The following is a 23130-nucleotide window of genomic DNA, read 5'->3' as shown; positions in this document are numbered from 1 at the left end:
TTCAGGTGATGGATGAATCGGGAGGCATCAGCGGGCGGCTGCGAAAACGCGGCCACACGGTCCCCAGCACGAACACGCGCACCATGTACGGCACCAGCCCGCCCTCGTTGAGCACAGGATCCACCCGCGCGCGGTAACGCGTGCGATGCAGATGCGTGAGCTCGGACCAATGGGCATGCGGGTTCTCGTGGTGTGCGGTGTGCAGGCCGATGTTGAACAGCAAGGGGTTCACCAGCCCCTCGAAATTGCGGGCGTAGTTCAGCTGGCTACCCGAGGTATCGCTCGGCGCCTCCTTGCGCACGGGTTTTCGGCCGTCGGCATGCGCGTGCTGCAGGTAGTTGGTCGCCAGCAGCCAGTGCAGGCCATGCAGCTGCGGCACGATCACAAACAGCAGGGCCTTGCGCCAATCGAGCGCCAGCAGCACCGTCCAGCTGACCAGCCACAGCACGTACTGCGCCATGCAGTAGCGCCATGCGCCGCGCCGATGCTTCCGCAGCCGCGCCAGCCACGCGAAGAACACCGGAATCAGCACCCACACGGCCTGGAACGGATGCAGCAGATAGCCCCGCAGATGATTGGTGTCGCCACCGAAGCGGTAGGTGCGCGCCACGTCCCTCGGCCCGTGCCGGTGGCGATGATGGTTGGCCACGTGCGCGGGCCAGAACACGAAGGTCGGGTGGCCCTGCAGCAGCGTGATCCAGAAATCCGTCAGCCGGTTCATGCGCCGCCCGCGCCACATGCGCAGGTGCACGTGGTTGTGATGGATCACGCCGACGCCGAGCGTCAGGAACAGCATCAGCCCATACAGCAGCGCGTTGAAACCGTGGAGCCATTGCCACGCTGCCAGCGCAGGCAAGGCGGCGAGGTAGGCAAGGCTCTGCCAGTCGCGCCAGTGGCGCAGCCCCGGCAGGCGACGGCTCGCGTCAGGCCGCGGTCGCGCCATGCTTCTTTCGGAAAGCCTGAAGTACCGGCTCGGCTGCATCGGCCGCAATGCGCGTCCTGAAGAGCCGATCCATGAACGTGAACTGGAAGCCGTAGTTGCCGTTGTGCACGGCATGGTGCAGATGGTGCCGGCGGCTTGCCGCGAACCAGTGGCTGTACGACACGCCCGTGAAGAAGTCGTAGTTCGAATGCCCGATGCAGTTGAAGAACAGGCTGAACACCGGCACCGCCGCCAGCGACCAGAAGCTGAAGTCGTGCACCACCATCGGCAGCAGGATCACGTTGCCGAGCATCAGCGCCTCGACGGGATGGAAGCTGTAGGTCGCCCAGGGCGTAGTCACGAACGAGCGGTGATGTGGCCCGTGAAAGCGCCGCAGCCAGCGCGTGTGCAGCAATCGGTGGTTGATCCAGAAATGCACGTCGTTCCAGAACGCGAGCACGAGGATCTCGACCGCGATCTGCCGCCACCCCGCATCGCCGTCGAGCCGCGCCCAGCCAAGCTGAAGCAGCCCCCACGGAAACACCATGCCCAGCCCGAAGATCAGCACCGACACGCCCGACTGCCCCAGCTCGCGCCGCAGTTGCCCCGGCTGCAGCGGCCGCGGATCGAGTTCGCGCCCGATGCCCAGCGCCGGCAACACGCGCTTCGTCAGCAGCCACGTGATGCCGCCGAAGCCGAGATAGATACCGCCGAAAAAAAGCACGCCCCACAGCATGACCTGCGGGGCGGACAACGAAGTGAAGGTCTGCGCCATCCCCCGAGGCTACAACAGCATCTCGGGAACGATCGGCGCTATGAGCATGTTGTAGAAGCGCTGGAAGAAGCTCGACTCCGGCTCCGAGGTCAGGATCACTTCTTTCTCGCCGTCGTTCGTCAGCCATTGCAGCGTGCCGGTGTCCTTGGCCAGCCGCAGCCGGTAGGAGTTCTGCAGCTTGCTGATGTTGATGACGCGCATCATCTCGCGCGCCAGCTGCGGGCTGTCGACCACCAGCCCCATCTCGGTGTTCTGGCTGGCCGAGCGCGGGTCGAGGTTCATCGAGCCGATGAAGATGCGTGTCTTGTCGATGGCCGCGGTCTTGGCATGCAACCGCCCGAGCGACTTGCCGAACATACCGAAGCGCTCGCCTGCGCTGGTGCGCTGCGGGCTCAGTTCGTACAGGTCGGCCCCGCCTTGCAGCAGCCGCTCGCGATAGCGCGCGTAGCCGGTGTGCACCAGCGGCTCGTCGTTGGCAGCCAGCGAATTGGTCAGCAGCGTGAGCTTGACCTTGCGCCGGGTCAGGTCCTCGAAGGCCTCCATGCCGCGCTCGCCCGGCACCAGGTACGGCGAGGTCATGTCGACCTCGGTCTTGGCGTCGAGCAGCAGCGCCCAGACCTTCATCGTCACGCTGGTGGAGATCGCCTCGTCGGCTGTCATGGTCGCGGGCTTGGTGGGCGGGTCGGCGATGGCACGGGCCTCGCCCCACAGCAGGCCCATGCGGCCGCCGTCGAGCTCTTCGGCGATGGGGCCGTAGCCGAGGATGTCGGACGGCGGCAGCACGATCTTCGGCGGTGGCGCGGCCATGCCCACCCAGCCGTCGAAGTCGGTGCCGGTCGGCTTGCGGCCGCCCTCGCCCGTCACGATGTCGGCAATGGGCCAGACCTGTTCGCTGTTCCAGTAGGCGTCGAAGATCGACTCGAGCTGCGGCACCACCTTGCCGACCACCAGCGCGTCCATGTCGATGAAGTTCTGCGCCTCGCTCAGCACGAAATACTCGTCGGCAATGTTGCGCCCGCCCACTACAGCCATCACGCCGTCCGCAATGAAGAGCTTGTTGTGCATGCGGTGGTTGAGCCGCGGAATCTCCCACGGCGACGCCGCAAAGCGCGAGAGGAAACCGTTGCGCCCGCAGCAGAACGGGTTGAACAGGCGCACGTCGACATTGGGCGTCTCGGACAGCGCCAGCAGCAGTTGCTGGCTCTTCACTGTGTACAGGTCGTCCACCAGCACCCTCACCTTCACGCCCCGGCCCGCGGCCTCGCGCAGCGTGCGCAACAGCAGGCGGCCAACGGCATCGTTCTCGAGCTGGTAGTACTGCACCACCAGCGAGCGCTGGGCCCGCTGGGCCAGCTGGATGCGCGCATCGAGCGAGTACACGCCCAGTGGCATCAGCCGGAAGCCCGAGTGCTCGTCGGGCGGCGTGGAGGCGGCGACGATCTTCGCCAGCGTGGTCGATGGGTCGGCCGAGGCGGCGAACTCGGCGGGCCGCTCCCGCGCCGGCGGCAGCGAGCCGCAGGCGCCGAGTGCCGCTATCAGGACGCCCGCGAGCGCGATGCGCAGAAACGAGAGCCAGGTGTTCATGATGGTTCGCCCATTGCTTGGTGCTTCCCGCCGTTTTTCGGTTGTTGTGTTCAATACGCCGGCCAGCCCGCGCCGGTTTCAAAGGCCCATTCAGGGGATGCTCAAGCCTAGAATTCGCTCCACATCGCTCGGAGTTACATCATGGCTCGTTCGCACCTCCATCGCATCGCATGGATGACGATTTTTGCAGCCCTTGCCCACCCTGCCTGGGCCGCCCTGGACATCGGCGACCCCGTGCCCAAGTTCACCGCCAACGCCGCCCTGGGCGGCAAGACCTTCCGCTACTCGCTGGCCGACGCGCTCGCCAAGGGACCGGTGGTGTTGTACTTCTTTCCTGCTGCCGATTCCAACGACTGCTCGATCGAGGCCCACGCCTTCGCCGAAGCCGTCGACCAGTTCGCCGCGCTGGGCGCCACCGTGATCGGCGTCTCGGCGGACGACATAGGTACCCTGTCGAAGTTCTCGGTCAAGTCGTGCCAGAGCCGATTTCCGGTGGCGTCGGACGAGAACAAGACCGTGATCCAGGGTTTCGACGCGCTGATGCAGACGCGGCCGGACTTCGCCAACCGCCTGTCGTACGTGATTTCGCCGGACGGCAAGGTCGCCTACTACTACCAGAACCTGAATCCGGACAAGCACGTGGAGCGCATGTTGAATGCCGTGAAGGCGCTGCCGAAGGCCAAGTAGCGGCTTGTCGCCCCCGAGAGCAGCCGCTATGGACTTCGCTCTACCGAACTCGAACGCCTTCGTTCCAGCCCTTTTCGAGCGGATTCAATACCAGCTGGATCAAGCGTCGTCTATCGGTCTGAATGTCAGCTTGCAAACTCATGCCCGACTGCAGCGCTTGAGGGCGTCCCTTGATCCAGATGCTCGCGTCGGGGCCAGCGAGCGCAATCTGCACGCGATAGGCAAGACCATTCGTTCGCTGTTCTGAACTACCACCATCGAAGTTGCGATTGCTAGAACCGGATTGACTGGTGCCCACTTGTTTATCAAGCGCCCGGGGATCCTGGAATTCGGCATCGGCGCTGATCCACTTCACCTTCCCCGCGACCGAACCGTATTGCGTGAAGGGAAAGCTGTCGAGCTTGACCTCGACCGTCTGCCCCAACTTCACGTACCCGATATCGTTGTTGCTGAGCAAGACTTCCGCAATCAGCGGAGTGTTTTCGGGAACGATCGTCAGGAGTGGCTGGTTGGCCGCAACCGCACTGCCGAGCGTGGCGATTCCTATGCTCTGGACCACCCCGGAAACCGGCGCACGCAGGGTCTTCAGGCCATTGAGTTGCTGGGCCTTCTCGAACTCGGCCTGAAGGCTCGCGCGCTCCCTGCTGGCTTGCTCCACCTCGCCAAGAATCTGCACCTTTCTTTCCTGCTCGACGGAGGTTTGGCGAAAACGCGCTTCTTGAAGGCCTGCGGCGAGTTGCGACAGCGTCTGAGTCTGTGCGGCCAGATCGTGCTCAAGGCCTACGACCTCCTGCTCCTGCTTGAGCCGCTCACCCTCGCTGAAAAACCCCTCCTTGACCAGCGCAAGGCTCTGTTGGTAGCGCTTCGTCGCCAATCCAAGGTTCAGGCGCAGCTTCGTATGAGTTGATTCCGCCGCCTTGAGCGCTTTCGTCTTCTCATCGACCGACGCCCTTGCTTCTGCGAGCTTCGCTTCGAAGGCAGCCTCGCGGGCCTGAATCGTCGCGAGCTGATCGGGCGTCAATACGGGCGCCGTTCGCACGACATCGGAACCGGGGACGAGCGACGACATGGGCAGGTGCTGCCCTTTCATCTCAACCATGAGCCTAGCCATCTGCTGCTGGTTCTGCTGCAGCCGTTGCTGACTGCTGGAGAGATCTGCCTGAGACAACGTGGGATCCAGCTCGATCAGGAGGTCTCCCTCCTTCACCCGCTGACCTTCCCGCACGTGGATCGCGCGCACGAGCGCCGGTTCGATCGTTTGCAGCACTTTCACTCGTCCATCAGGGATCAGGCGGCCAGGCGCTGTGGCGACAATCTCGATCTCGCCTATGCAAGCCCAGGCGATGGCACCGAACAGCAATACAGCCAACGTCCACATCAGACCACTGGCAAAAGGGGCTGGGGGTGTCTCCTCGATGCTGAGCGTCGGACTGTGAAACGCCTTCTCCCTGGAGGACAATACATCGCTCACAGGGGGGCCTCCGCCGAACTCCCGCGCCGTTCCGGCCGCGCAGAAGATTGACTCCTGCGCGTCACAGGCATCGGCTCCTGCTGTTGCATTGCCCAGAGCCTTGAAAACTCGCCTTTCTGCGCCACTAGGTCTTGCAGCGGGCCCTGCTCCACCACCCGTCCGCTGTCCAGCACGACGATGCGGCCGCAATGCCGCAATGTCGAAAGACGATGAGCGATCATGATCACCGTACGGCCTCTGCAGATCTGCGCCATGTTGGCCTGAATGGCCTGTTCGCTTTCGACGTCCAGCGCACTGGTGGCCTCGTCGAAGATCAGAATTCGCGGATCTCCCGTCAATGCACGCGCAATGGCGATGCGCTGGCGCTGGCCGCCCGAAAGAAGAGCGCCTCGTTCGCCAACCGGCGTTTGGTAGCCCTGCGGCAACGCCGTGATGAATTCGTGCGCTCCCGCTTGCTGCGCTGCGAAAACAATGCGATCGAAGGCCAACCCCGGGTGAGCCATAGCGATGTTCTCGGCAATCGTTCCGCTGAACAGGAAGCTATCCTGAAGAACCACGCCGATCTGGCGACGAAGTTGCTGTGGATCGGCCTGCGCAATGTCATGCCCATCGATCAGTATCCGCCCAGCCTCCAGGCCATACAGCCGCTGAATGAGTTTGGTCAGCGTCGACTTCCCGCATCCCGAGCGCCCCACGATGCCCACCACGTCCCCAGGCTCAAGGACCAGGCTGACATCTTGCAGGACAAGGGAAGCCTCCACCTGGTAGCGAAAGCAGACCGACTGCAGTTCCACGCGCCCCTTGAACAACGGCATTGCCTGCGCACTGGCGCTACTGGGCTCTGCTTGTGCGTTCATAAGGTCACCCATGCGATCAACCGAAAGCTTGACCTGCTGGAAGTTCTGCCAAAGACCGACGAGACGCGAAACGGGCTGCAGCACCTGCCCAGCAAGCATCTGGAATGCGATCAAGCCACCGACAGTGAGCTCGTTGTCCATCACGAGCGTAGTGCCTACCCAAAGCACAGCCAGCGTCAACATGCGCTGCACCGCCTGCGAAATGCTCTGCGCCGCGTTTCCCAGCTTGCTGACATCGAACCCCGCGGCAACCTGCCGGGCGGCAAGCAGATCCCACTTGCGTTGCCACATCGGCGCTAGCGCCAGGCTCTTCACCGTGTGAATGCCGTGGATGCTTTCGACCATGAAACTCCCAGCCTCGGCGCCGCGATCGAACTTGGTCTGCAGCGCTCGCGCAAAGATGGGCTGCGCCACCAACGTGACCAAAGCCAGGATCGGTAAGCCTACGAGCGTCACGACGGTAAGCTTGACGCTATAGAGGAGCATCACTGCGATGAAGATCCCGATGAACAGACCGTCGACGAGCGTCGTCAGCGCACCGCCGGTGAAGAATCCGCGAATGTTCTCCAGTTCCCGCGTACGGGCCAGCGTGTCGCCAGCCTGCCGCTGCTCAAAATAGCGGATAGGCAGGCTTAGCAGATGGCGAAAGAGGTCACTCGACAACCCCGCATCCAGGCGGGCAGATGTGTGAGCGAGCATATAGCCGCGCAGTGTGTTGGTGACCGCCTCGAACACGATCAGTCCCGCCATCCCAATGCCCAGCACATGAAGCGTTGACAGGCTTTTGTGCATCAAGACCTTGTCGATGATGACTTGGCTGAACAGTGGGGTGGTCAGCGCGACCAACTGAAGCAGGAACGCGCCAAGCAGCACCTGCCCGAGCGGCTTGCGATAGCGCCAAAGGATAGGTACGAACCAGCCCAACCCAAAACGCCTGTTCGAGCCCCCTTCGGACAACCCGAGGTGCAGCGGCTGATGGAACCGAAGGATCGAAAGCACGCCATCGCGCCCGTACTGCGACGCCAGCGCGGTCATGGAAACCCATTTGAACGTCGAGCTGTCAGGAACCCACAGGAGCAATTCCTGCGCGGGCTGCGGCGATGTGGTGGCACCAGGCTGCATTTCTGCGACTGAAGACCCAGGACGTACATCGCGGCGCGCCACAACTGTGACCAAGCCTCCGTCGGGAGCAACCACCAGACAAGGAATTGCCAGTGCACCTGCCCTGCTCCGCAATAGCCGAAGCCTCCACTTGTGCGGCTGGCGCAGGCCGACTTTTTGCCTTCTCGAGCGAAGTCCCAGGTGGTGCGCCGCACGCTGGAGGTCTTCAAACCCGACGAGGGAATCAGGTCGCCACCCCATGGCCTGTCCCAATGCCTGAACGCTCATCTCCAAGGAGAAGAATGCGATCACAGGCTGCAAGGCAGACAAGCCGTGACGCGCCGGAAATGACGCCTGCTCAGCGTGAGCCGTCAAATTCGGATCGACCGGCTTCCCCGAGGCCTCCCGTTGGCTCGTTCGCTCCTTTTCATTTGGCTCTTGATGCAAGACCGTCCAAGCTCTTTTCTCAATCAAGGTGAAGTGCGGTTCTTGCGACAAAGATCTCGCAAGAACCAGTCACTACAACGTCAAGCTGTCAGCTGAATGGTGGTCTGGGAAAGCTGCGCCAGCGTGGTGTGATGGAACGTGATGCTCTGGCTGCCATCCGAGAAAATCACGTTCTGGCCGTTCTGAGTCATGTGGCTCAAGACGTCCGCAGCGCTGCCGTAGCTATATCCAGTGAATCGCAGGATGTCGACATTCTCGAGTCCATAGACTTGATCGTTGCCAGGCTTGCCGAAATCGAACGCGAAGGTGTCCGCGCCGCGCCCCCCCATCAGGGTGTTGTTTCCGGTGCCGCCTTGCAACTCGTCGCTCCAACTGCCGAACCTGGTTGCCATGTAGCTGGCCTGGGCAGGTGCAGTGTTCGTGATGAACTCACCCGACCTCGAGAAGCCGACGACCACATCCGCGCGGCTCGCACCACGGTTCAGCGCATCGACCCAGCCTGCGAGGCCGCCCTGATCGGGCTCACGTCCCAACACATTCCGATAGAGAAGCGTTGCGAACTGGGTGTTGTCCAGCGATCCATAGATCTTCTGGAACTCCGAAGACTTCATGAACCCGTCCGCCACTGTCTGGATATTGGTTGCCTCTGTGTCCAGCAGGTTCACCCACCCGACAAAACCGCCGCTGTCCGGCTCACGGTTCAAGATCGCCTTGTAAAGGCGATAGACCTCGCCCTGATGATCAGCACTGAAACGCGATGTCATGAATGCATCGACATCGAGGGACGTGTTGTTCTTGAACTCGCCAGACTCCGAGAACCCGAGCAGAACCTCCGAACGCGACGCCCCCGCGTTGAGCGAACGGAGCCAGGAAGCGAGGCCACCGGCATCTGGTGCGCGCCCCAGAACGTTCTGGTACATGCGCGTGACGAACTGCGTGTTGTCCAGGCCTGCATAAGCTGTCTGAAATTCCGACGACTGCGCAAAAGCCGCCGCGACCGTCTTGAGGGTTGCGCCGCTCCTGATGGAGCCGGCCCATCCCTGCAGGCCGCCGACATCGGGCTCACGGGCAAAGGCTGCTTGATAAAGGCGGTAGACGCTACCGTGGATGTAGTTGCCGAAACCCGAGATGCCATCGCCACCGTCGATCGTGTCGTTGCCGTCACCGCCCAGCAACAGGTCGTTGCCCCAGCCGCCGGTAATCTTGTCGTCGCCGCCCAAGCCGGACAGCAACACCGAACTCGTGGCACCGGCCGCCGTGAGGGTATCGTTGAAATTCGAACCTGCAACGGCATAGATCCGCGACAGGATGTCCTGATCTCCCCAACCATCAGTCGCAAGGCCCGTACGCAAATTCACGGTGACCCCCGCAGGATCGAGGCCGTAATTGGCAACGACGATCCCGGTGTTGTTACCGGTGATCATGTCCCTGCCAGGCCCACCCCAGATGATGTCGTCGCCTTCATCGCTGAAAAGAAGGTCGTCACCTGCCCCACCATCGATCAGATCGTTTCCGGCACCGCCATGAATGACGTCCCCCCCTTCCGTACCGACCAAGGTGTCGTTTCCGGTCGTGCCATTGAGTATCGCCACAGTGTTTCCTTTCGGTGCGCCGGTCCTAGCTACATCGCCCTCTGCTATTGATGCGACTGGCCGGCAATTTGGTTGTCATCGAAGATTAGATAGGCCAAAGGTTTGGCCGGTGGGTATCGTATCCGGTTGTATCACTTCGTTTGCGGCAGGCCCGACACCTGAACACGTACTTTTTCCACGAGTTTCTGGTTTTTTCGCTGCCCCTCGGCAAAAAATAGTACTTTTTAATTCACATCAATAGATTCTTAGCGTAGGCGACTGCGTATTAAGTCGGTAGTTGTCTCTCAGCCGTGGGTTGCGCGTGCTTCGCGCAAAATCCAGCCCCATGCAGCTCAACTACATCGCCAACGCGGACGTCCCGTCCTCCTCCGGCCGCACCCTGCCGGTCATCGATCCTTCCGACGGCCAGGCCTTCGACGAAATCCAGCGCAGCAATGCCGCCGACATCGACTCCGCCGTGCGCGCCGCGCGCGACTGCTTCGAGGGTGTGTGGCACAAGGTCAGCGCCGCCGACCGCAGCCGCCTGCTCTACAAGCTCTCGCAAAAGATCGCCGAGCACGTCGACGAACTGGCGCTGATCGAGCAGCGCGACTGCGGCAAGCCCGTCAAGCAGGCGCGTGCCGACGCGGTGGCGCTGGTGCGCTATTTCGAGTTCTACGCCGGCGCCTGCGACAAGCTGCACGGCGAGACCATCCCCTACCAGGACGGCTACAGCGTCTTCACCTGGCGCGAGCCGCACGGCGTTACCGGCCACATCATTCCGTGGAACTACCCGATGCAGATCTTCGGGCGCAGCGTGGGCGGCGCCCTGGCGGCGGGCAACGTGTGCGTGGTGAAGCCGGCCGAAGATGCCTGCCTCTCGCTGATCCGCGTGGCGCAGCTGGCAGCCGAGGTCGGCTTTCCGGCCGGCGCGCTCAACATCGTGACGGGCTACGGCCATGAAGTGGGCGACGCGCTCGCGCGGCACGAAGGCATCGACCACATCAGCTTCACCGGCAGCCCGAAGATCGGCACGCTGATCCAGCAGGTGGCAGCCGAGCGGCATTGCCCTGTCACGCTGGAGCTGGGCGGCAAGAGCCCGCAGATCATCTTTGCGGACGCCGACCTCGACGCGGCCATTCCCGTGGTCATCAACGCGATCGTGCAGAACGCCGGCCAGACCTGCTCGGCCGGCTCGCGGGTGCTGATCCAGCGCGGCATCTACGAGCCGCTGCTCGAGCGCCTGGGCCATGCCTTCGAAGCCCTGCGCGTCGGCCCCGCGGCCATGGACCTCGACGTGGGCCCGCTGATCCGCCAGACGCAGCAGCAGCGTGTGTGGGACTTCCTGAGCGACGCGCAGCATGCCGGCATCCCGATGGTGGCGCAGGGCATCGTGGTCGAGGAAGCGCCCGAGACCGGCTTCTACCAGGCGCCCACTCTGCTGCGCGACGTGCCGGTCGGGCATCGACTGGCGCAGGAAGAAGTGTTCGGCCCGGTGCTGGCCGCGATGTCCTTCACCGACGAAGACGAAGCGGTCGCGCTCGCCAATGCCACGCAGTTCGGCCTGGTGGCGGGCGTGTGGACCGCCGACGGTTCGCGCCAGTTCCGCATGGCCAAGCGCGTGCGCAGCGGCCAGGTGTTCATCAACAACTACGGCGCGGGTGGCGGTGTCGAGCTGCCTTTCGGCGGCGTGAAGTCTTCAGGCTACGGGCGCGAGAAGGGCTTCGAGGCCCTGTACGGTTTCACCACGCTGAAAACCGTCGCCGTCAAGCACGGCTGACCGCGCGGGGCTGGTCAACCCAGCGCGGTGTCCAGCAGCATCATCAGCACGAAGCCGATCATCAGCCCGCTCGTGGCAAAGGCTTCGTGCCCCTTGCGGTGCGACTCGGGAATGATCTCGTGGCTGATCACGAACAGCATCGCGCCTGCCGCAAAGCCAAGTCCCCAGGGCAGCAGCATCGCCGAATGGCCGACCACGGCCGCGCCCAGCACCGCACCCAGCGGCTCCACCAGCCCCGAGGCCATGCCGATCAGCACCGCGAACATGCGGCTGTAGCCGGCGGCCAGCAGCGCCACCGCGACCACCAGGCCCTCGGGCACGTCCTGGATTGCGATGCCGGTGGCCAGCGCGTCGGCGCGCAGCCCGTTGTTGGCCGCATAGCCCACGCCGATGGCCAGGCCTTCGGGCACGTTGTGCAGCGCGATCGCAAACACGAAGAGCCAGGTGCGGCGCAGCTGCCTGGCGGCCTGGCCTTCGCGGCCCTTGATGAAGTGTTCGTGCGGCAGCACGCGGTCCATCAGCATCAGCACGATGCCACCGAGCAGGATGGCGGAACCGATCACCCCTCCCGCCGCCCAGTTGCCGCCGCCGAACACACCCACGTTCTTTGCGGCCTCCAGGCCCGGGATGATCAGCGAGAAGGCGCTGGCCGCCAGCATCACGCCGGCGCCGAAGCCGAACAGAGTGTCCTGCAGCCGCTCCGGGAGCTTCTGCGAGAACAGCACCGGCAGCGTGCCGAGCGCGGTCGCCAGCGCGGCCACCGAGCCGCCTAGCAAGGCATTCCATACCAGCGGATCGCCGCGCACGAACTGCCAGAACTGCAACACGCCCACCAGCACCCCGGCCGCGACGATGGCGAAGCCGACCCACTCGCGCATCGGGCGGGCCTGCCTGGGTTGCCGTCCTGCCATCGCGCGCTGCTGCGGCTCGTTCATGGGCCTGCTCCTCAGCCGCCGGTCGCGGCGGCGTGACGCCGGCCCACCTCGGCCCAGTTCACGACGTTGTAGAAGGCCGCGATGTATTCGGGGCGGCGGTTCTGGTACTTGAGGTAGTAGGCGTGCTCCCATACGTCGAGCCCGAGGATCGGCGTGTTGCCAGAGCCGATACCGCGCATCAGCGGGCTGTCCTGGTTGCCGCTGCTCTCCACGGCGAGCTTGCCGCCGGGGCCTGCCGACAGCCACGCCCAGCCGCTGCCGAAGCGCGTGAGGGCGGCCTTGGTGAAGGCCTCCTTGAAGGCGTCGAAACCGCCCAGGTCGGTGTCGATGGCTTTCGCGAGCGCCCCAGTAGGCGTGCCGCCACCGCCCTGCCCGACTGGCGCCATCACGGTCCAGAACAGGCTGTGGTTGGCGTGCCCGCCGCCGTTGTTGCGCACCGGCGCGCGCAGCGCCTCGGGCAGCTGCTCGACGTTGGCGATCAGTTCTTCGACCGGCGTTCCCTCGTGCGGCGTGTCTTTCAGGGCCGCATTGAGGTTGTTCACATAGGTCTGGTGGTGCTTGCCGTGGTGGATTTCCATCGTCTGCGCGTCGATGTGCGGTTCGAGCGCATCGAAGGCATAGGGCAAGGCTGGCAGGGTGTACGGCACGTTCGAAAAGCTCCTTGGTTGGAAGAGCCCTTTGCGTTGTCGACGTGTTGCGTACTCAGGCGCCTAAATGATAGGAATTCTCATTGTCCACGTCAAGACATCTGCGGCAGAGATGGCGCAAACCGGCCATTTCAGGAAGCTTTCGGCAACGATAGATACACTGCGCTGCGGCACGTTTCCCCGGGAGATTTCCAACGATGAAGCTCAAGAGCATCCTTCCCTTCGCCCTGCTCGCCTGCGCCGGCCTCGCCGCCGCGCAGACCGCCACGCCGCCGGCCGGCGACTACATCTACGAACGGGGCAGCGGCTCGCTGCGCGTCAAGCCCGACGGGCACTTCGACATCACCACCATCGGCGCCAACGCACACACCTGCGCACTCGACGGCACCATCGTGCGCGGCAAGGCCAAGCTCGACGACTCGGCGTGCGTGGTGAACTTCGCGGTCAACGCCGACAAGGTGCAGGTCACGACCAACGGCGCGGATCAATGCCGCGACAACTGCGGCGCGCGCGCCGGCTTCGAGGGCACCTACACCCGCCCCATCCCCGCCTGCACCGACAAGGCCGTGGCCAACTCGCGCAAGACCTTCAAGCGCCAGTACGACGCGAAGGACTACGCTGCCGCGCAGACCACCCTCGCTCCCGTACTGTCGGACTGCGACAAGACCCTCGACTGGATCACCAAGGCCTGGCTGCGCAACGACCTCGCGCTCACCCAGTTCAAGCTCAACGACCGCGCCGCCTGCCTCAAGACCCTGCAGCCGCTGGCCGAGGACGCCGACCGCACCGACGACGGCATCAAGGACAACTACCCGCCGGCCGACGCCGAGATCTTCCTGCCCGTGGTCCGCGCCACCCGCACGAACCTGAAGCTCTGCCGCGGATAGCCCGCAGCCGCCCACGAGAGGCGGCACAGGTTTTCCATTCACAACAAGACGGAGACAACACCATGAGATTCCTGAAGCGCAGCCTGCGCGCGGCCGTGCTCGGCCTGGCCCTTCCCCTGCTGGCGGCGGCGCAATCGCTGCCGACAGCCAGGCCCGAACAGGTCGGCCTCTCGACCGGGCGCCTGCAGATGCTCACCGACGTGCTCAAGGCCGACGTGGCCGCCGGCAAGATCCCGGGCGCGGTGCTGCTGGTGGCGCGCCAGGGCAAGGTCGCGTGGTTCGAGCCGGTCGGCAAGCTCGACCCTGTGGCCGGCACTCCAATGCCGCGCGACGGCATCTTCCGCATCTATTCGATGAGCAAGCCCATCACCACGGTGGCCGCGATGATGCTGGTGGAAGACGGCCGGCTGAAGCTCGACGACCCGATCTCGACGTACCTGCCCGAGTTCGCCACCATGACGGTGGGCGTCGAGAAGCCCGGCGCCGACGGCAAGCCGGTGCTCGACACCGTGCCCGCGCGCCGCCCGATCACCGTGCAGGACCTGATGCGCCACACATCGGGCCTGACCTACGGCTTCTTCGGCCCGGGCCTCGTGAAGCAAGCCTACAACGCCGCCGACCTGGGCGCCGGCGACCCGACGCTGGCCGAGTTCTCCCAGCGCCTCGCCAAGCTGCCGCTGGCCTACCAGCCCGGCACGACCTGGGAGTACAGCCAGTCGACCGACATCCTCGGCCGCGTGATCGAGGTGGTGTCGGGCCAGTCGCTCTACCAGTTCGAGAAAACCCGGCTGCTCGACCCGCTGGGCATGAAGGACACCAGCTACTACGTGCCAGAACCGGCGCGCCAGCCGCGCATTGCCGAGCCGCTGGCCAGCGACCGCAGCTTCGGCGTGGGCGCCGAGTTCAACGACCCGCGCGTCGTGCGCAAGTACGAATCGGGCGGCGGCGGACTGGTGTCGACAGCGAACGACTACGCGCGCTTCCTGCAGATGCTGCTCAACGGCGGCTCGCTCGACGGCAAGCGCTACCTCGGCCCGCGCACCATCGCGCTGATGACCGCCGACCACTCCAACGCGGGCGCCGGCATCGTGCCCGGCCCGCTCTACCTGCCGGGCCCGGGCTACGGCTTCGGCCTGGGCTTTGCCGTGCGCCGCAACGACGGCGAGGCGCCCTACCCGTCGGCCGACGGTGAATACAACTGGGGCGGCGCGGGCGGCACCTACATGTGGGTCGACCCGAAGAACGAGATGTTCGTCGTGCTCATGCTGCAGTCGCCAAAGTACAGAACACATTACAGAACATTGACCCGGGACATGATTTATGCGGCGGTGATCAAGTAGCCTCCGATTCACAGGCCCTTGGGGCCTGGCGCAAAATCGGAACCCCCTTCCACGAAGCCATGAAGAACAGCAGCAGCACCGTCATCCCGATCTCCACGATCAGCCGCGCACGCCCCGCCGTGGCCGTACCGGAGATTGCCGTGCCCGCCACGGGGTTGCTGCTCGACCGCCTGGGCCGGCCCATGACCGACCTGCGCATCAGCGTGACCGACCGCTGCAACTTCCGCTGCAGCTACTGCATGCCGAAGGATGTGTTCGACAAGGACTACAAGTACCTGCCGCACAGCGCGCTGCTGAGCTTCGAGGAAATGACGCGGCTGGCCCGCCTGTTCGCCGCCCACGGCGTGCGCAAGATCCGGCTGACCGGCGGCGAGCCGCTGCTGCGCAAGAACATCGAGGGGCTCATCGAACAACTCGCCGAGATCCGCACACCCGCCGGCGAGCCGCTGGCGCTGACGCTCACCACCAACGGCTCGCTGCTCGCGCGCAAGGCCGGCGCGCTCAAGGCTGCCGGCCTGCAGCGCGTGACGGTGAGCCTAGACAGCCTCGACGACGCCGTGTTCCGCCACATGAACGACGTCGACTTTCCGGTGGCCGACGTGCTCGCCGGCATCGACGCGGCAATCGCCGCTGGCCTCGGCCCCATCAAGGTCAACATGGTGGTCAAGCGCGGCGCCAACGATCAAGAGATCCTGCCGATGGCCCGCTACTTCCGTACGCACCACGGCGGCAAGGTGGTGCTGCGCTTCATCGAGTACATGGACGTGGGCGCCACCAACGGCTGGCGCATGGACGAAGTGCTGCCCTCGGCCGACGTCATCGCGCGCATCCATGCCGAATTTCCGCTGGTGCCGCTCGAAGCCGCCACGCCCGGCGAAACCGCCCAGCGCTGGGCCTATGCCGACGGCACCGGCGAAATCGGCGTGATCAGCAGCGTCACCCAGGCCTTCTGCCACGACTGCAGCCGCGCGCGCCTGTCGACCGAAGGCAAGCTCTACCTCTGCCTCTTCGCCAGCGCCGGCCACGACCTGCGCCCACTGCTGCGCGGCACCGCCAGCGACGACGACATCTCCTCGGCCATCGGCCACATCTGGCAGGGCCGCGCCGACCGCTACTCCGAGTTGCGCGCCCTGCACGGTCCGGACGACGACAGTGGCGATGCCGGCGACAAGGCCCCGCGCCGCGTCGAGATGAGCTACATCGGCGGATGACGCAGGCGGCCGCCATGCCCGCGCACGCCACCATCGCAACCGCCGACATCACGGGGCTGCTGCTGGCCGGCGGACGCGGCTCGCGCATGGGCGGTGTCGACAAGGGGCTGCAGCCTTTCAACGGCGAACCGCTGGCGCTGCATGCAATACGGCGGCTGGGGCCGCAGGTCGGCCGGCTGATGGTCAATGCCAATCGCAACCTCGCCGACTACGAAGCCTTCGGCGTGCCGGTGTGGCCCGACAGCCTCGCGGACTATGCGGGGCCGCTCGCGGGCTTTCTGGCCGGGCTGGAGCACTGCACCACGCCCTGGCTGCTGACCGTGCCTTGCGACACCCCCCTGTTCCCGACCGACCTGGCCGCCCGGCTCGCCGAAGCGGTCGTTGCCGGCAATGCGGAGATCGCCATCGCCACCGCGCCCGAAGCCGCCGAGGGTGACGTAGTGCTGCGCCCCCAACCCGTCTTCTGCCTGCTGCGCGCCGACCTGCGCGGCAGCCTGCAGCGCTACACCGAAGCCGGCGGCCGCAGGGTCCACGCATGGACCGCGCAGCACCGCACGGTGCACGTGCCCTTCGACCGCCCCGGCGACGCGCCCGACGCCTTTTTCAACGCCAACACCCTGGCCGAACTGCACGCACTCGAAAACCGATGAGCCGCATCGCAGACATCGCTTCCACCCTCACGGGCTATGACGACGCCGCCGACCTGAGCGTCGAGGCCGTCCACGCCTTCCTTTCGCAACTGACGGCCACGGCCGTCGTCACGCAGCGCGAAAGCGTTTCGTTGCTCGATGCCCTCGGCCGCGTGCTGGCCGAAGACATCGTCTCGCCCATCAGCGTGCCGCCGCACGACAACTCCGCCATGGACGGCTACGCCTTCGACGGCTCGGTGCTGCCCAAGGACGCCCCCATCGACGCCTCCATCACGCTGCGCGTGGCGGGCACGGCGCTGGCCGGTGCGGCCTGGCGCGGCGCGCTGGGCGCGGGCGATGCGGTGCGCATCATGACCGGCGCAATGATGCCGGCGGGCCTCGACACCGTCATTCCGCAGGAGTTCTGCAAGGTCGACGGCGACCGCGTGTGCTTCCCGGCCAAGGTGCTGCGCCGCGGCGACAACCGCCGCTTCGCGGGCGAAGACCTGATGAAGGGCCAGCCCGCGCTGCACAAGGGCGAACGCCTCTCGCCCGCCGCGCTCGGCATGGTCGCGAGCCTCGGCCTGCCGGGCGTGCCCGCGCTGCGGCGGCTGCGGGTGGCCTGTTTTTCGACCGGCGACGAGATCCTGAGCCTCGGCGACGCGCCGCGCGAAGGCGCCGTGTACGACAGCAACCGCTACACCGTGATCGGCCTGCTCACGCGGTTGGGCTGCGAGGTGATCGACCTCGGCCTGGTGCGCGACGACCCGGCCACGCTCGCCGCCACGCTGCAGCGCGCCGCGCGCGAGGCCGATGCCATCGTCACCAGCGGCGGCGTCAGCGCGGGCGCGGCCGACCACACGCGCGACGTGATGCAGCAGCTGGGCGACATGGCGTTCTGGCGCGTGGCCATGCGCCCGGGCCGTCCACTCGCTGTGGGGTTGATTCCGCGTGAGGCCTCACCGCAGCCGGCCGTGCTGTTCGGCCTGCCGGGCAATCCGGTGGCGGTGATGGTCACCTTCCTGGCCTTCGTGCGGCCGGCGCTGCTGCGCATGATGGGCTGCCATGAAGCAGCCGCCGCGCCGCCACCGCTGCTGCGCGCGCGCAGCACGAGCCCGATCCGCAAGAAGCCGGGCCGCACCGAATACCAGCGCGGCTTCGTGAAGAACGTGCGGGGCGCGTTGCCCGAAGTGTGCGTTGGGAGCCACCAGGGCTCCGGGGTGCTCAGCTCGATGGTCGAGGCCAACGGGCTCGTGGTGCTGCACCACGATCAAGGCAGCGTGGCGGCGGGCGACGAAGTCGACGTGATGATGTTCGACGGCGTGATCTAGCCGCCTGTAAAAGAAAGAGCGGCCCGCGGCCGCCCGGCTCAGAGGCGCCCCAGCGCCTTGTCCACGCCCTTGTTGGCCAGCATGTCGGCGCGCTCGTTGCCCGGATCGCCCGAGTGGCCCTTGACCCAGCGCCATTCGATCTGGTGGCCGCCTTCGCTCACCAGCTTGTCGAGCCGCTGCCAGAGCTCGACGTTCTTTACCGGCTGCTTGCTCGCGGTGAGCCAGCCCTTGGCCTTCCAGCCGCGGATCCATTCGGTGATGCCCTTGCGCACGTACTGGCTGTCGAGATACAGCAGCACCTTGCAGGGCCGCTTGAGCGCGGCCAGGCCCTCGATGACGGCGGTCAGCTCCATGCGGTTGTTGGTGGTGTTGAGTTCACCGCCGAACAGGTCCTTCTCGGTGGCGCCCGACTTGAGCCACGCGCCCCAGCCACCGGGGCCGGGATTGCCCTTGCACGCACCATCGGTGTAGATCACGACTTCGTTCAAACTGACTTTTCCTTCTCTTTCATTCGATCCTCTTCATTCGATTTCGATCATTTCAATTCTTGTTCGGCTCGCTGCGATGCACCTTGCCGGCAATGGGCACGGGCGCGGTGGCGCGGGCGCCTGCGCGCCGCCAGTCGGCGCTCAGCAGGCGCATGCCGCGCACCCGCTTCACCGCGACCAGAAAGTAGGCCGCACCGAAGATCGGCCACCAGCGCTCGCCGGCGGCGTCCATCCAGCGCGAGCGCTCCAGCCAGGCCTCGCTGCGCACCGCCGGCCGGTAGATGCCGAAGCGGCCCGACTCCACCTCGAAGCTCAGCAGGCGCAGCCAGTCGCGCATGCGCCAGTAGCCGATGAACTCCCCGCCTTCGGGCAGGTAGAGATCGCCGATGCCCAGCCGGCGGTAGATGTGCGCGCGGCGCTGCCGCATGCCCCAGAGGCTGGCCGGGTTGAGCCCGCAGATCACCACGCGGCCTTCGGGCACCAGCACCCGCTCGACCTCGCGCAGGGTGGCGTGCGGGTCGGGGCTCAGTTCGAGCGCGTGCGGCATCACCACCAGGTCGAGGCTGTTGGCTGCAAAAGGCAGCGCCGCGAAGTCGGTCAGGAGCGTTGCCTTGCTGGCGCGGGCGGGGTCGTCCAGCGCCAGCCAGCGGTGCGGCATGCGGTTGGCGCGCAGCCCGTCGACCTCTGCCGCGCCCAGCTGCAGCGCGTGATAGCCGAACACATCGGCCACCGCCTGATCGAACTGGGCCTGCTCCCAAGCCAGAAGGTAGCGCCCCGGGGGGGTCGCGAACCAATCCTGCAAACCTATAATTTGACCGCTCATGACCCTTGTTCCGCTGCCCGCCTTCGCTGACAACTACATCTGGATGCTGCACGACGGGTCCCACGCCATCGTGGTGGATCCGGGCGATGCCCAACCGGTGTTCGACGCGCTGGCGCGCCACAAGCTGCAGCTGGCCGCGATTCTAGTCACGCACCACCACCCCGATCACACGGGGGGCGTGGCCGCGCTGCATACAGCCACCGGCGCCCCGATCTGGGGGCCCGCACGCGAGCGCATTCCCGAGCCGTACACGCCGCTGGCGCAGGGCGACATCGCGGAAGTGCTCGGCCTGCGCTTCGAGGTCATCGACGTGCCGGGCCATACGGCCGGCCATATCGCCTACTTCCTCCCCGCCGCGCAAACCGCGCTCAACGACGCACCGCTGCTGTTCTGTGGCGACACGCTGTTCTCCGGTGGCTGCGGACGGCTGTTCGAGGGCACGCCTGCGCAAATGCTGGCCTCGCTCGATGCACTCGCCGCTTTGCCCGGCGACACGCGTATCTGCTGCGCTCACGAGTACACACTTTCTAACCTGCGTTTCGCCCAGGCGGTGGAACCGGCCAACGCCGAACTGAGTCACTACAACGCGCGCTGCGAAAGCCTGCGCGCGAAGGGGCAGCCCACGCTGCCGTCACAACTGGCGATCGAACGCCAGGTCAACCCCTTTCTTCGCAGCCGCGAAGCCACTGTCCTTAGAGCGGTGCGTGCCCACGCCGAGCTGGCTGCCGATGCAGCCGAAGCCGACGTGTTTGCCGCACTGCGCCAATGGAAAAACGACTTCCGATGAAATTTATCGCTGCCACCTGCCTTGCAGGTTCACTGGTGCTCGCGGGCTGCGCGGGCACGAACAACAACAGCTCCTCCCCCTCTTCTTCATCGTCACCCCAGGCCGGCGGCACCGGCTCCAAGGTCGCCGGCAGCGCGGCCCCCATCTACCCGCGCGACTCGCTCTCCCCCCTCCCCAGCGGCCAGGCCCATTCGCAGAGCGTGGTCACGCTCGCGCCGCCGGTCGACATGTGGGACCGCATCCGCCGCGGCTTCAAGATGCCCAACCTCGACAGCGACCTGGTGCGCGACCGCGAGCAGTGGTACGCCAGCCGGCCCGACTACATCCAGCGCATGACGGAGCGCTCGAACAAGTACATCTTCCACATCGTCGAGGAACTCGAGCGGCGCAACATGCCGACCGAACTCGCGCTGCTGCCCTACATCGAGAGCGCGTTCAACCCTCAGGCTATCTCCAGCGCGCGCGCCGCGGGCATGTGGCAGTTCATGCCGGCCACCGGTACCGATTTCGACCTGAAGCAGAACATCTTCCGTGACGACCGCCGCGACGTGGTGGCCTCCACCCGCGCCGCGCTCGACTACCTGCAGAAGCTCTACGGCATGTTCGGCGACTGGCAACTGGCCCTGGCCGCCTACAACTGGGGTGAAGGCAGCGTGAGCCGCGCCATCGCCAAGAACCAGCGCCTGGGCCTGCCCACCACCTACAGCGACCTCACCATGCCCGCCGAAACGCGCATGTACGTGCCCAAGCTGCAGGCCGTGAAGAACATCGTGGCGAACCCGCAGGCCTTCAACACCGAACTGCCGCTGATCGCCAACCACCCGTACTTCCAGACCGTCACGCTCACGCGCGACCTCGACGTGGAGCTCGCCGCCAAGCTGGCCGACGTTCGGCTCGACGACTTCCGCGCGCTCAACCCCGCAGCGCACAAACCCGTGCTGATCGCGGCCGGCACGCCGCAGATCCTGCTGCCGTGGGACAACGCGGCCGTGTTCCAGCGCAACTTCGATGCCTATTCGCAGGGCCAGTACGCCAGCTGGACCGCCTGGGTCGTGCCCAACACCATGACGGTGGCCGACGCAGCCCAGCGCTCGGGCATGAGCGAAGCCGACCTGCGCGCCATGAACAACGTGCCGCCGCGCATGCTCATCAAGGCCGGCTCGACGCTGATCGTGCCGCGCGGCGCCCGCGTGAAGGAAGACGTGGCGGCCGTGGTGGCCGACGGCGGCCACCTGAGCTTCCAGCCCGAGATCGTCACGCGCCGCACGACCGTCAAGGCCGGGCGCGCCGACAGCGTTGCCAGCATCGCGCGCCGCTACAACCTCAAGCCGGCCAACGTGGCCGAGTGGAACGACGTGAAGCCCAATCACGCGTTCAAGCGTGGCTACAGCGTGGTGGTGTATCTGCCCGTTCGCGCGACGGTTGCGACCCGCGCGGGCACCGGCATCCGGCCCGTGCAGACGTCGCATGTCACGGCCGCTCCCGCACGCCGTGGCGGTGCGTCCTCGAAGGCGGCCGCGCCGCGGGGCTCCAATGTGGCCAAGGTGCCCGCCAGCAGCAAGCAGCAGGTCGTGCGCGAGAAGCGCGGCGGCACGCCGGCAAAGAAGAAGCGCTAAGGCTGGTCGCGCTTCAGTGGGCCTTGGCGGCCCACGCCCTGCGGCGTACCACCGCCTCCAGCGCGGCCACGGCGATCATGATGACCGTGGTGAGCGTGCCCACCACCATCACCGTCATGTGCGACGCGAAGACCGCAAGCACCGCCAGCAGGCCCAGCCCATAGAGATGCGATTGCGGCAGGAAGCCGCGCACCACGCGCTTGAACAGCGCATTGCCGAACAGATAGAGCGCCGGTCCGCCGATCAGCGCACCGAGGTACTTGAGTTCGGCATGGTGCGAGCCCTCTCCGATCGTCAGCTCGTCCGCCACAGCGCAGACGATGATGCCCGCCACCAGAATGACGTGCGTGTAGTGGAACTTGGCGCCGACGCCGCCCGGGTCCGCTGCATGCTCGATGACGTGGGTCGCCTCCTTGGCGCTGGTGTCGAAATACATCCACCACATCGCCAGGCTGCCCGCGAAGCCCACGAGCAGCGCGAACAGATCGCTCCCGTGCCATTCGGGGTGGTGCCCGAAGGCGATGCCGGTGGCCAGCACCGACTCGCCCAGCGCGACGATCACGAACAGCTGGCAGCGCTCGGCGAGATGGCCGCCGTCGATGGTCCAGTCGCTGGTCAGCGAACGGCCCAGGCCCGGAAAGCGCAAGCCGATCATCGGTGCGATGTACTCGCACAGCACGCCGCCGAACCAGAGTGCGAGACGCGCCGGCCCGTCGACCAGGCCACCGGCAATCCAGAACACCCCGGCCACGCAGTTCCAGGCCAGCAGACGGCGGAAGTTGGGCGTGAGCGGATCGTTGGGGCCGATGGCGATCAGCATGCAGAGCGTGCGCCCCGCCTGGATGCCCACAAAGCACAGCGCGAACGCCAGTCCCCGCTCGGCAAAGGCCCCTGGCAGCGCCGAGGCCATCACCATCGCCAGCAGCATGATTGCGAACAGTACGCCGCGGATGCGCAGCGCGCTGGGGTTGAACCAGTTGGTGGTCCAGGCCGTGTACTGCCAGCCCAGCCAGACGGCGAACCACATGACCAGCGTCTGCAGCGCCCCCAATAGCGTGAGGTGGTCCAGCAGGTAGTGGGAAAGCTGCGTGACTGAAAACGCGTAGACCAGGTCGAAGAACAGCTCTTCGTTCGAAACCTTGGCGGCCTGGTCGCGCGAGCGCAAGGTCGTGGCCCGCTTGTGGTCGTGGCTCATTGTTCGTTTACCCCCGTGGATCGTTGCGGCACTCCTCAGCGCCGCG

The 23130-nt window shown here is 65.8% G+C and carries 20 protein-coding genes; 9 read left to right on the top strand and 11 right to left on the bottom strand.

Annotated elements, in window-relative coordinates:
* Position 1 precedes the first annotated feature (1 nt).
* Genes ACZYSP_RS00160 through ACZYSP_RS00150 form a run of 3 tightly spaced genes read right to left on the bottom strand, consistent with a single transcriptional unit; the run spans position 2 to position 3281 of the window.
* Entirely contained in the window at positions 2–943 is a 942-nt protein-coding gene (locus tag ACZYSP_RS00160; RefSeq protein WP_093074933.1) for a fatty acid desaturase, read from the bottom strand.
* On the bottom strand, positions 924–1697 hold the full coding sequence (locus ACZYSP_RS00155) for a sterol desaturase family protein (RefSeq protein WP_093074936.1): 774 nt from the start codon (positions 1695–1697) through the stop codon (positions 924–926). Before ACZYSP_RS00155 ends, ACZYSP_RS00160 begins: the two co-directional genes overlap by 20 nt.
* Positions 1698–1706: 9 nt before the next feature.
* Positions 1707–3281 carry a phospholipase D family protein gene (locus tag ACZYSP_RS00150; protein ID WP_093074939.1) on the bottom strand — a complete coding sequence of 525 codons (1575 nt, stop codon included), beginning with the start codon at positions 3279–3281 and terminating at the stop codon, positions 1707–1709.
* A 141-nt stretch (positions 3282–3422) separates the two neighbouring features.
* Here ACZYSP_RS00150 and ACZYSP_RS00145 point away from each other — a divergent pair, with 141 nt between their 5' ends.
* A complete protein-coding gene (locus tag ACZYSP_RS00145; protein ID WP_093074942.1) occupies positions 3423–3968 on the top strand; it encodes a peroxiredoxin in 546 nt (181 codons plus the stop codon).
* A gap of 40 nt (positions 3969–4008) precedes the next feature.
* Here the strand turns inward: ACZYSP_RS00145 and ACZYSP_RS00140 are convergent, their stop codons facing one another.
* From ACZYSP_RS00140 to ACZYSP_RS00130, 3 genes are all read right to left on the bottom strand, one after another.
* Entirely contained in the window at positions 4009–5439 is a 1431-nt protein-coding gene (locus tag ACZYSP_RS00140) for an HlyD family type I secretion periplasmic adaptor subunit (protein ID WP_093074945.1), read from the bottom strand.
* Entirely contained in the window at positions 5436–7331 is a 1896-nt protein-coding gene (locus tag ACZYSP_RS00135; RefSeq protein WP_218149739.1) for a peptidase domain-containing ABC transporter, read from the bottom strand. The genes ACZYSP_RS00140 and ACZYSP_RS00135 overlap by 4 nt, the downstream gene beginning before the upstream one ends.
* Positions 7332–7924: 593 nt before the next feature.
* Positions 7925–9436: a DUF4214 domain-containing protein gene (locus tag ACZYSP_RS00130; protein ID WP_093074951.1), complete on the bottom strand. Its 1512-nt coding sequence runs from the start codon at positions 9434–9436 to the stop codon at positions 7925–7927.
* A gap of 325 nt (positions 9437–9761) precedes the next feature.
* Between ACZYSP_RS00130 and ACZYSP_RS00125 the strand changes: the two genes are divergently transcribed.
* Positions 9762–11195 (top strand): aldehyde dehydrogenase family protein, encoded by a 1434-nt coding sequence (locus ACZYSP_RS00125; RefSeq protein ID WP_093074954.1) that lies wholly within the window; start codon positions 9762–9764, stop codon positions 11193–11195.
* A 14-nt stretch (positions 11196–11209) separates the two neighbouring features.
* Here the strand turns inward: ACZYSP_RS00125 and ACZYSP_RS00120 are convergent, their stop codons facing one another.
* Both ACZYSP_RS00120 and ACZYSP_RS00115 read right to left on the bottom strand, forming a co-directional pair.
* Positions 11210–12130 carry a ZIP family metal transporter gene (locus ACZYSP_RS00120; protein WP_177192726.1) on the bottom strand — a complete coding sequence of 307 codons (921 nt, stop codon included), beginning with the start codon at positions 12128–12130 and terminating at the stop codon, positions 11210–11212.
* Positions 12131–12141: 11 nt separating this feature from the next.
* Complete coding sequence (locus ACZYSP_RS00115; protein ID WP_489012811.1) at positions 12142–12777, bottom strand: superoxide dismutase; 636 nt, start codon at positions 12775–12777, stop codon at positions 12142–12144.
* 197 nt (positions 12778–12974) lie between these two features.
* Between ACZYSP_RS00115 and ACZYSP_RS00110 the strand changes: the two genes are divergently transcribed.
* The 5 genes from ACZYSP_RS00110 to moeA all read left to right on the top strand — a co-directional run bounded on the left by ACZYSP_RS00110 (position 12975) and on the right by moeA (position 18175).
* On the top strand, positions 12975–13664 hold the full coding sequence (locus tag ACZYSP_RS00110; RefSeq protein WP_093054363.1) for a hypothetical protein: 690 nt from the start codon (positions 12975–12977) through the stop codon (positions 13662–13664).
* 62 nt (positions 13665–13726) lie between these two features.
* Entirely contained in the window at positions 13727–15004 is a 1278-nt protein-coding gene (locus tag ACZYSP_RS00105) for a serine hydrolase domain-containing protein (RefSeq protein WP_489012810.1), read from the top strand.
* A 59-nt stretch (positions 15005–15063) separates the two neighbouring features.
* Complete coding sequence (gene moaA, locus ACZYSP_RS00100) at positions 15064–16215, top strand: GTP 3',8-cyclase MoaA (protein ID WP_489012809.1); 1152 nt, start codon at positions 15064–15066, stop codon at positions 16213–16215.
* Between the two features lie 14 nt (positions 16216–16229).
* Complete coding sequence (gene mobA / locus ACZYSP_RS00095) at positions 16230–16865, top strand: molybdenum cofactor guanylyltransferase MobA (RefSeq protein ID WP_489012808.1); 636 nt, start codon at positions 16230–16232, stop codon at positions 16863–16865.
* On the top strand, positions 16862–18175 hold the full coding sequence (gene moeA, locus ACZYSP_RS00090; RefSeq protein WP_489012807.1) for a molybdopterin molybdotransferase MoeA: 1314 nt from the start codon (positions 16862–16864) through the stop codon (positions 18173–18175). Before mobA ends, moeA begins: the two co-directional genes overlap by 4 nt.
* Positions 18176–18213: 38 nt before the next feature.
* Here moeA and rnhA read toward each other — a convergent pair whose 3' ends face one another.
* Positions 18214–18663, bottom strand: a complete 450-nt coding sequence (gene rnhA, locus ACZYSP_RS00085; protein WP_093054353.1) for a ribonuclease HI — start codon at positions 18661–18663, stop codon at positions 18214–18216.
* A gap of 52 nt (positions 18664–18715) precedes the next feature.
* Positions 18716–19486, bottom strand: coding sequence for a class I SAM-dependent methyltransferase (locus ACZYSP_RS00080; RefSeq protein WP_256216672.1), 771 nt, complete (start codon positions 19484–19486; stop codon positions 18716–18718).
* Between ACZYSP_RS00080 and gloB the strand changes: the two genes are divergently transcribed.
* Together gloB and ACZYSP_RS00070 are read left to right on the top strand one after the other, a co-directional pair.
* Complete coding sequence (gene gloB, locus ACZYSP_RS00075; RefSeq protein WP_489012806.1) at positions 19485–20273, top strand: hydroxyacylglutathione hydrolase; 789 nt, start codon at positions 19485–19487, stop codon at positions 20271–20273. The genes ACZYSP_RS00080 and gloB overlap by 2 nt on opposite strands.
* On the top strand, positions 20270–21889 hold the full coding sequence (locus ACZYSP_RS00070) for a transglycosylase SLT domain-containing protein (protein WP_093074976.1): 1620 nt from the start codon (positions 20270–20272) through the stop codon (positions 21887–21889). The genes gloB and ACZYSP_RS00070 overlap by 4 nt, the downstream gene beginning before the upstream one ends.
* 13 nt (positions 21890–21902) lie before the next feature.
* Here the strand turns inward: ACZYSP_RS00070 and ACZYSP_RS00065 are convergent, their stop codons facing one another.
* Entirely contained in the window at positions 21903–23084 is a 1182-nt protein-coding gene (locus ACZYSP_RS00065) for a low temperature requirement protein A (protein WP_093074979.1), read from the bottom strand.
* Positions 23085–23130 lie beyond the last annotated feature (46 nt).

The sequence above is a fragment of the Variovorax sp. F042 genome (genome assembly GCF_057814215.1).
Note: the sequence above shows the minus strand (reverse complement) of the source record. Positions and strands in the feature narration are given on the sequence as shown.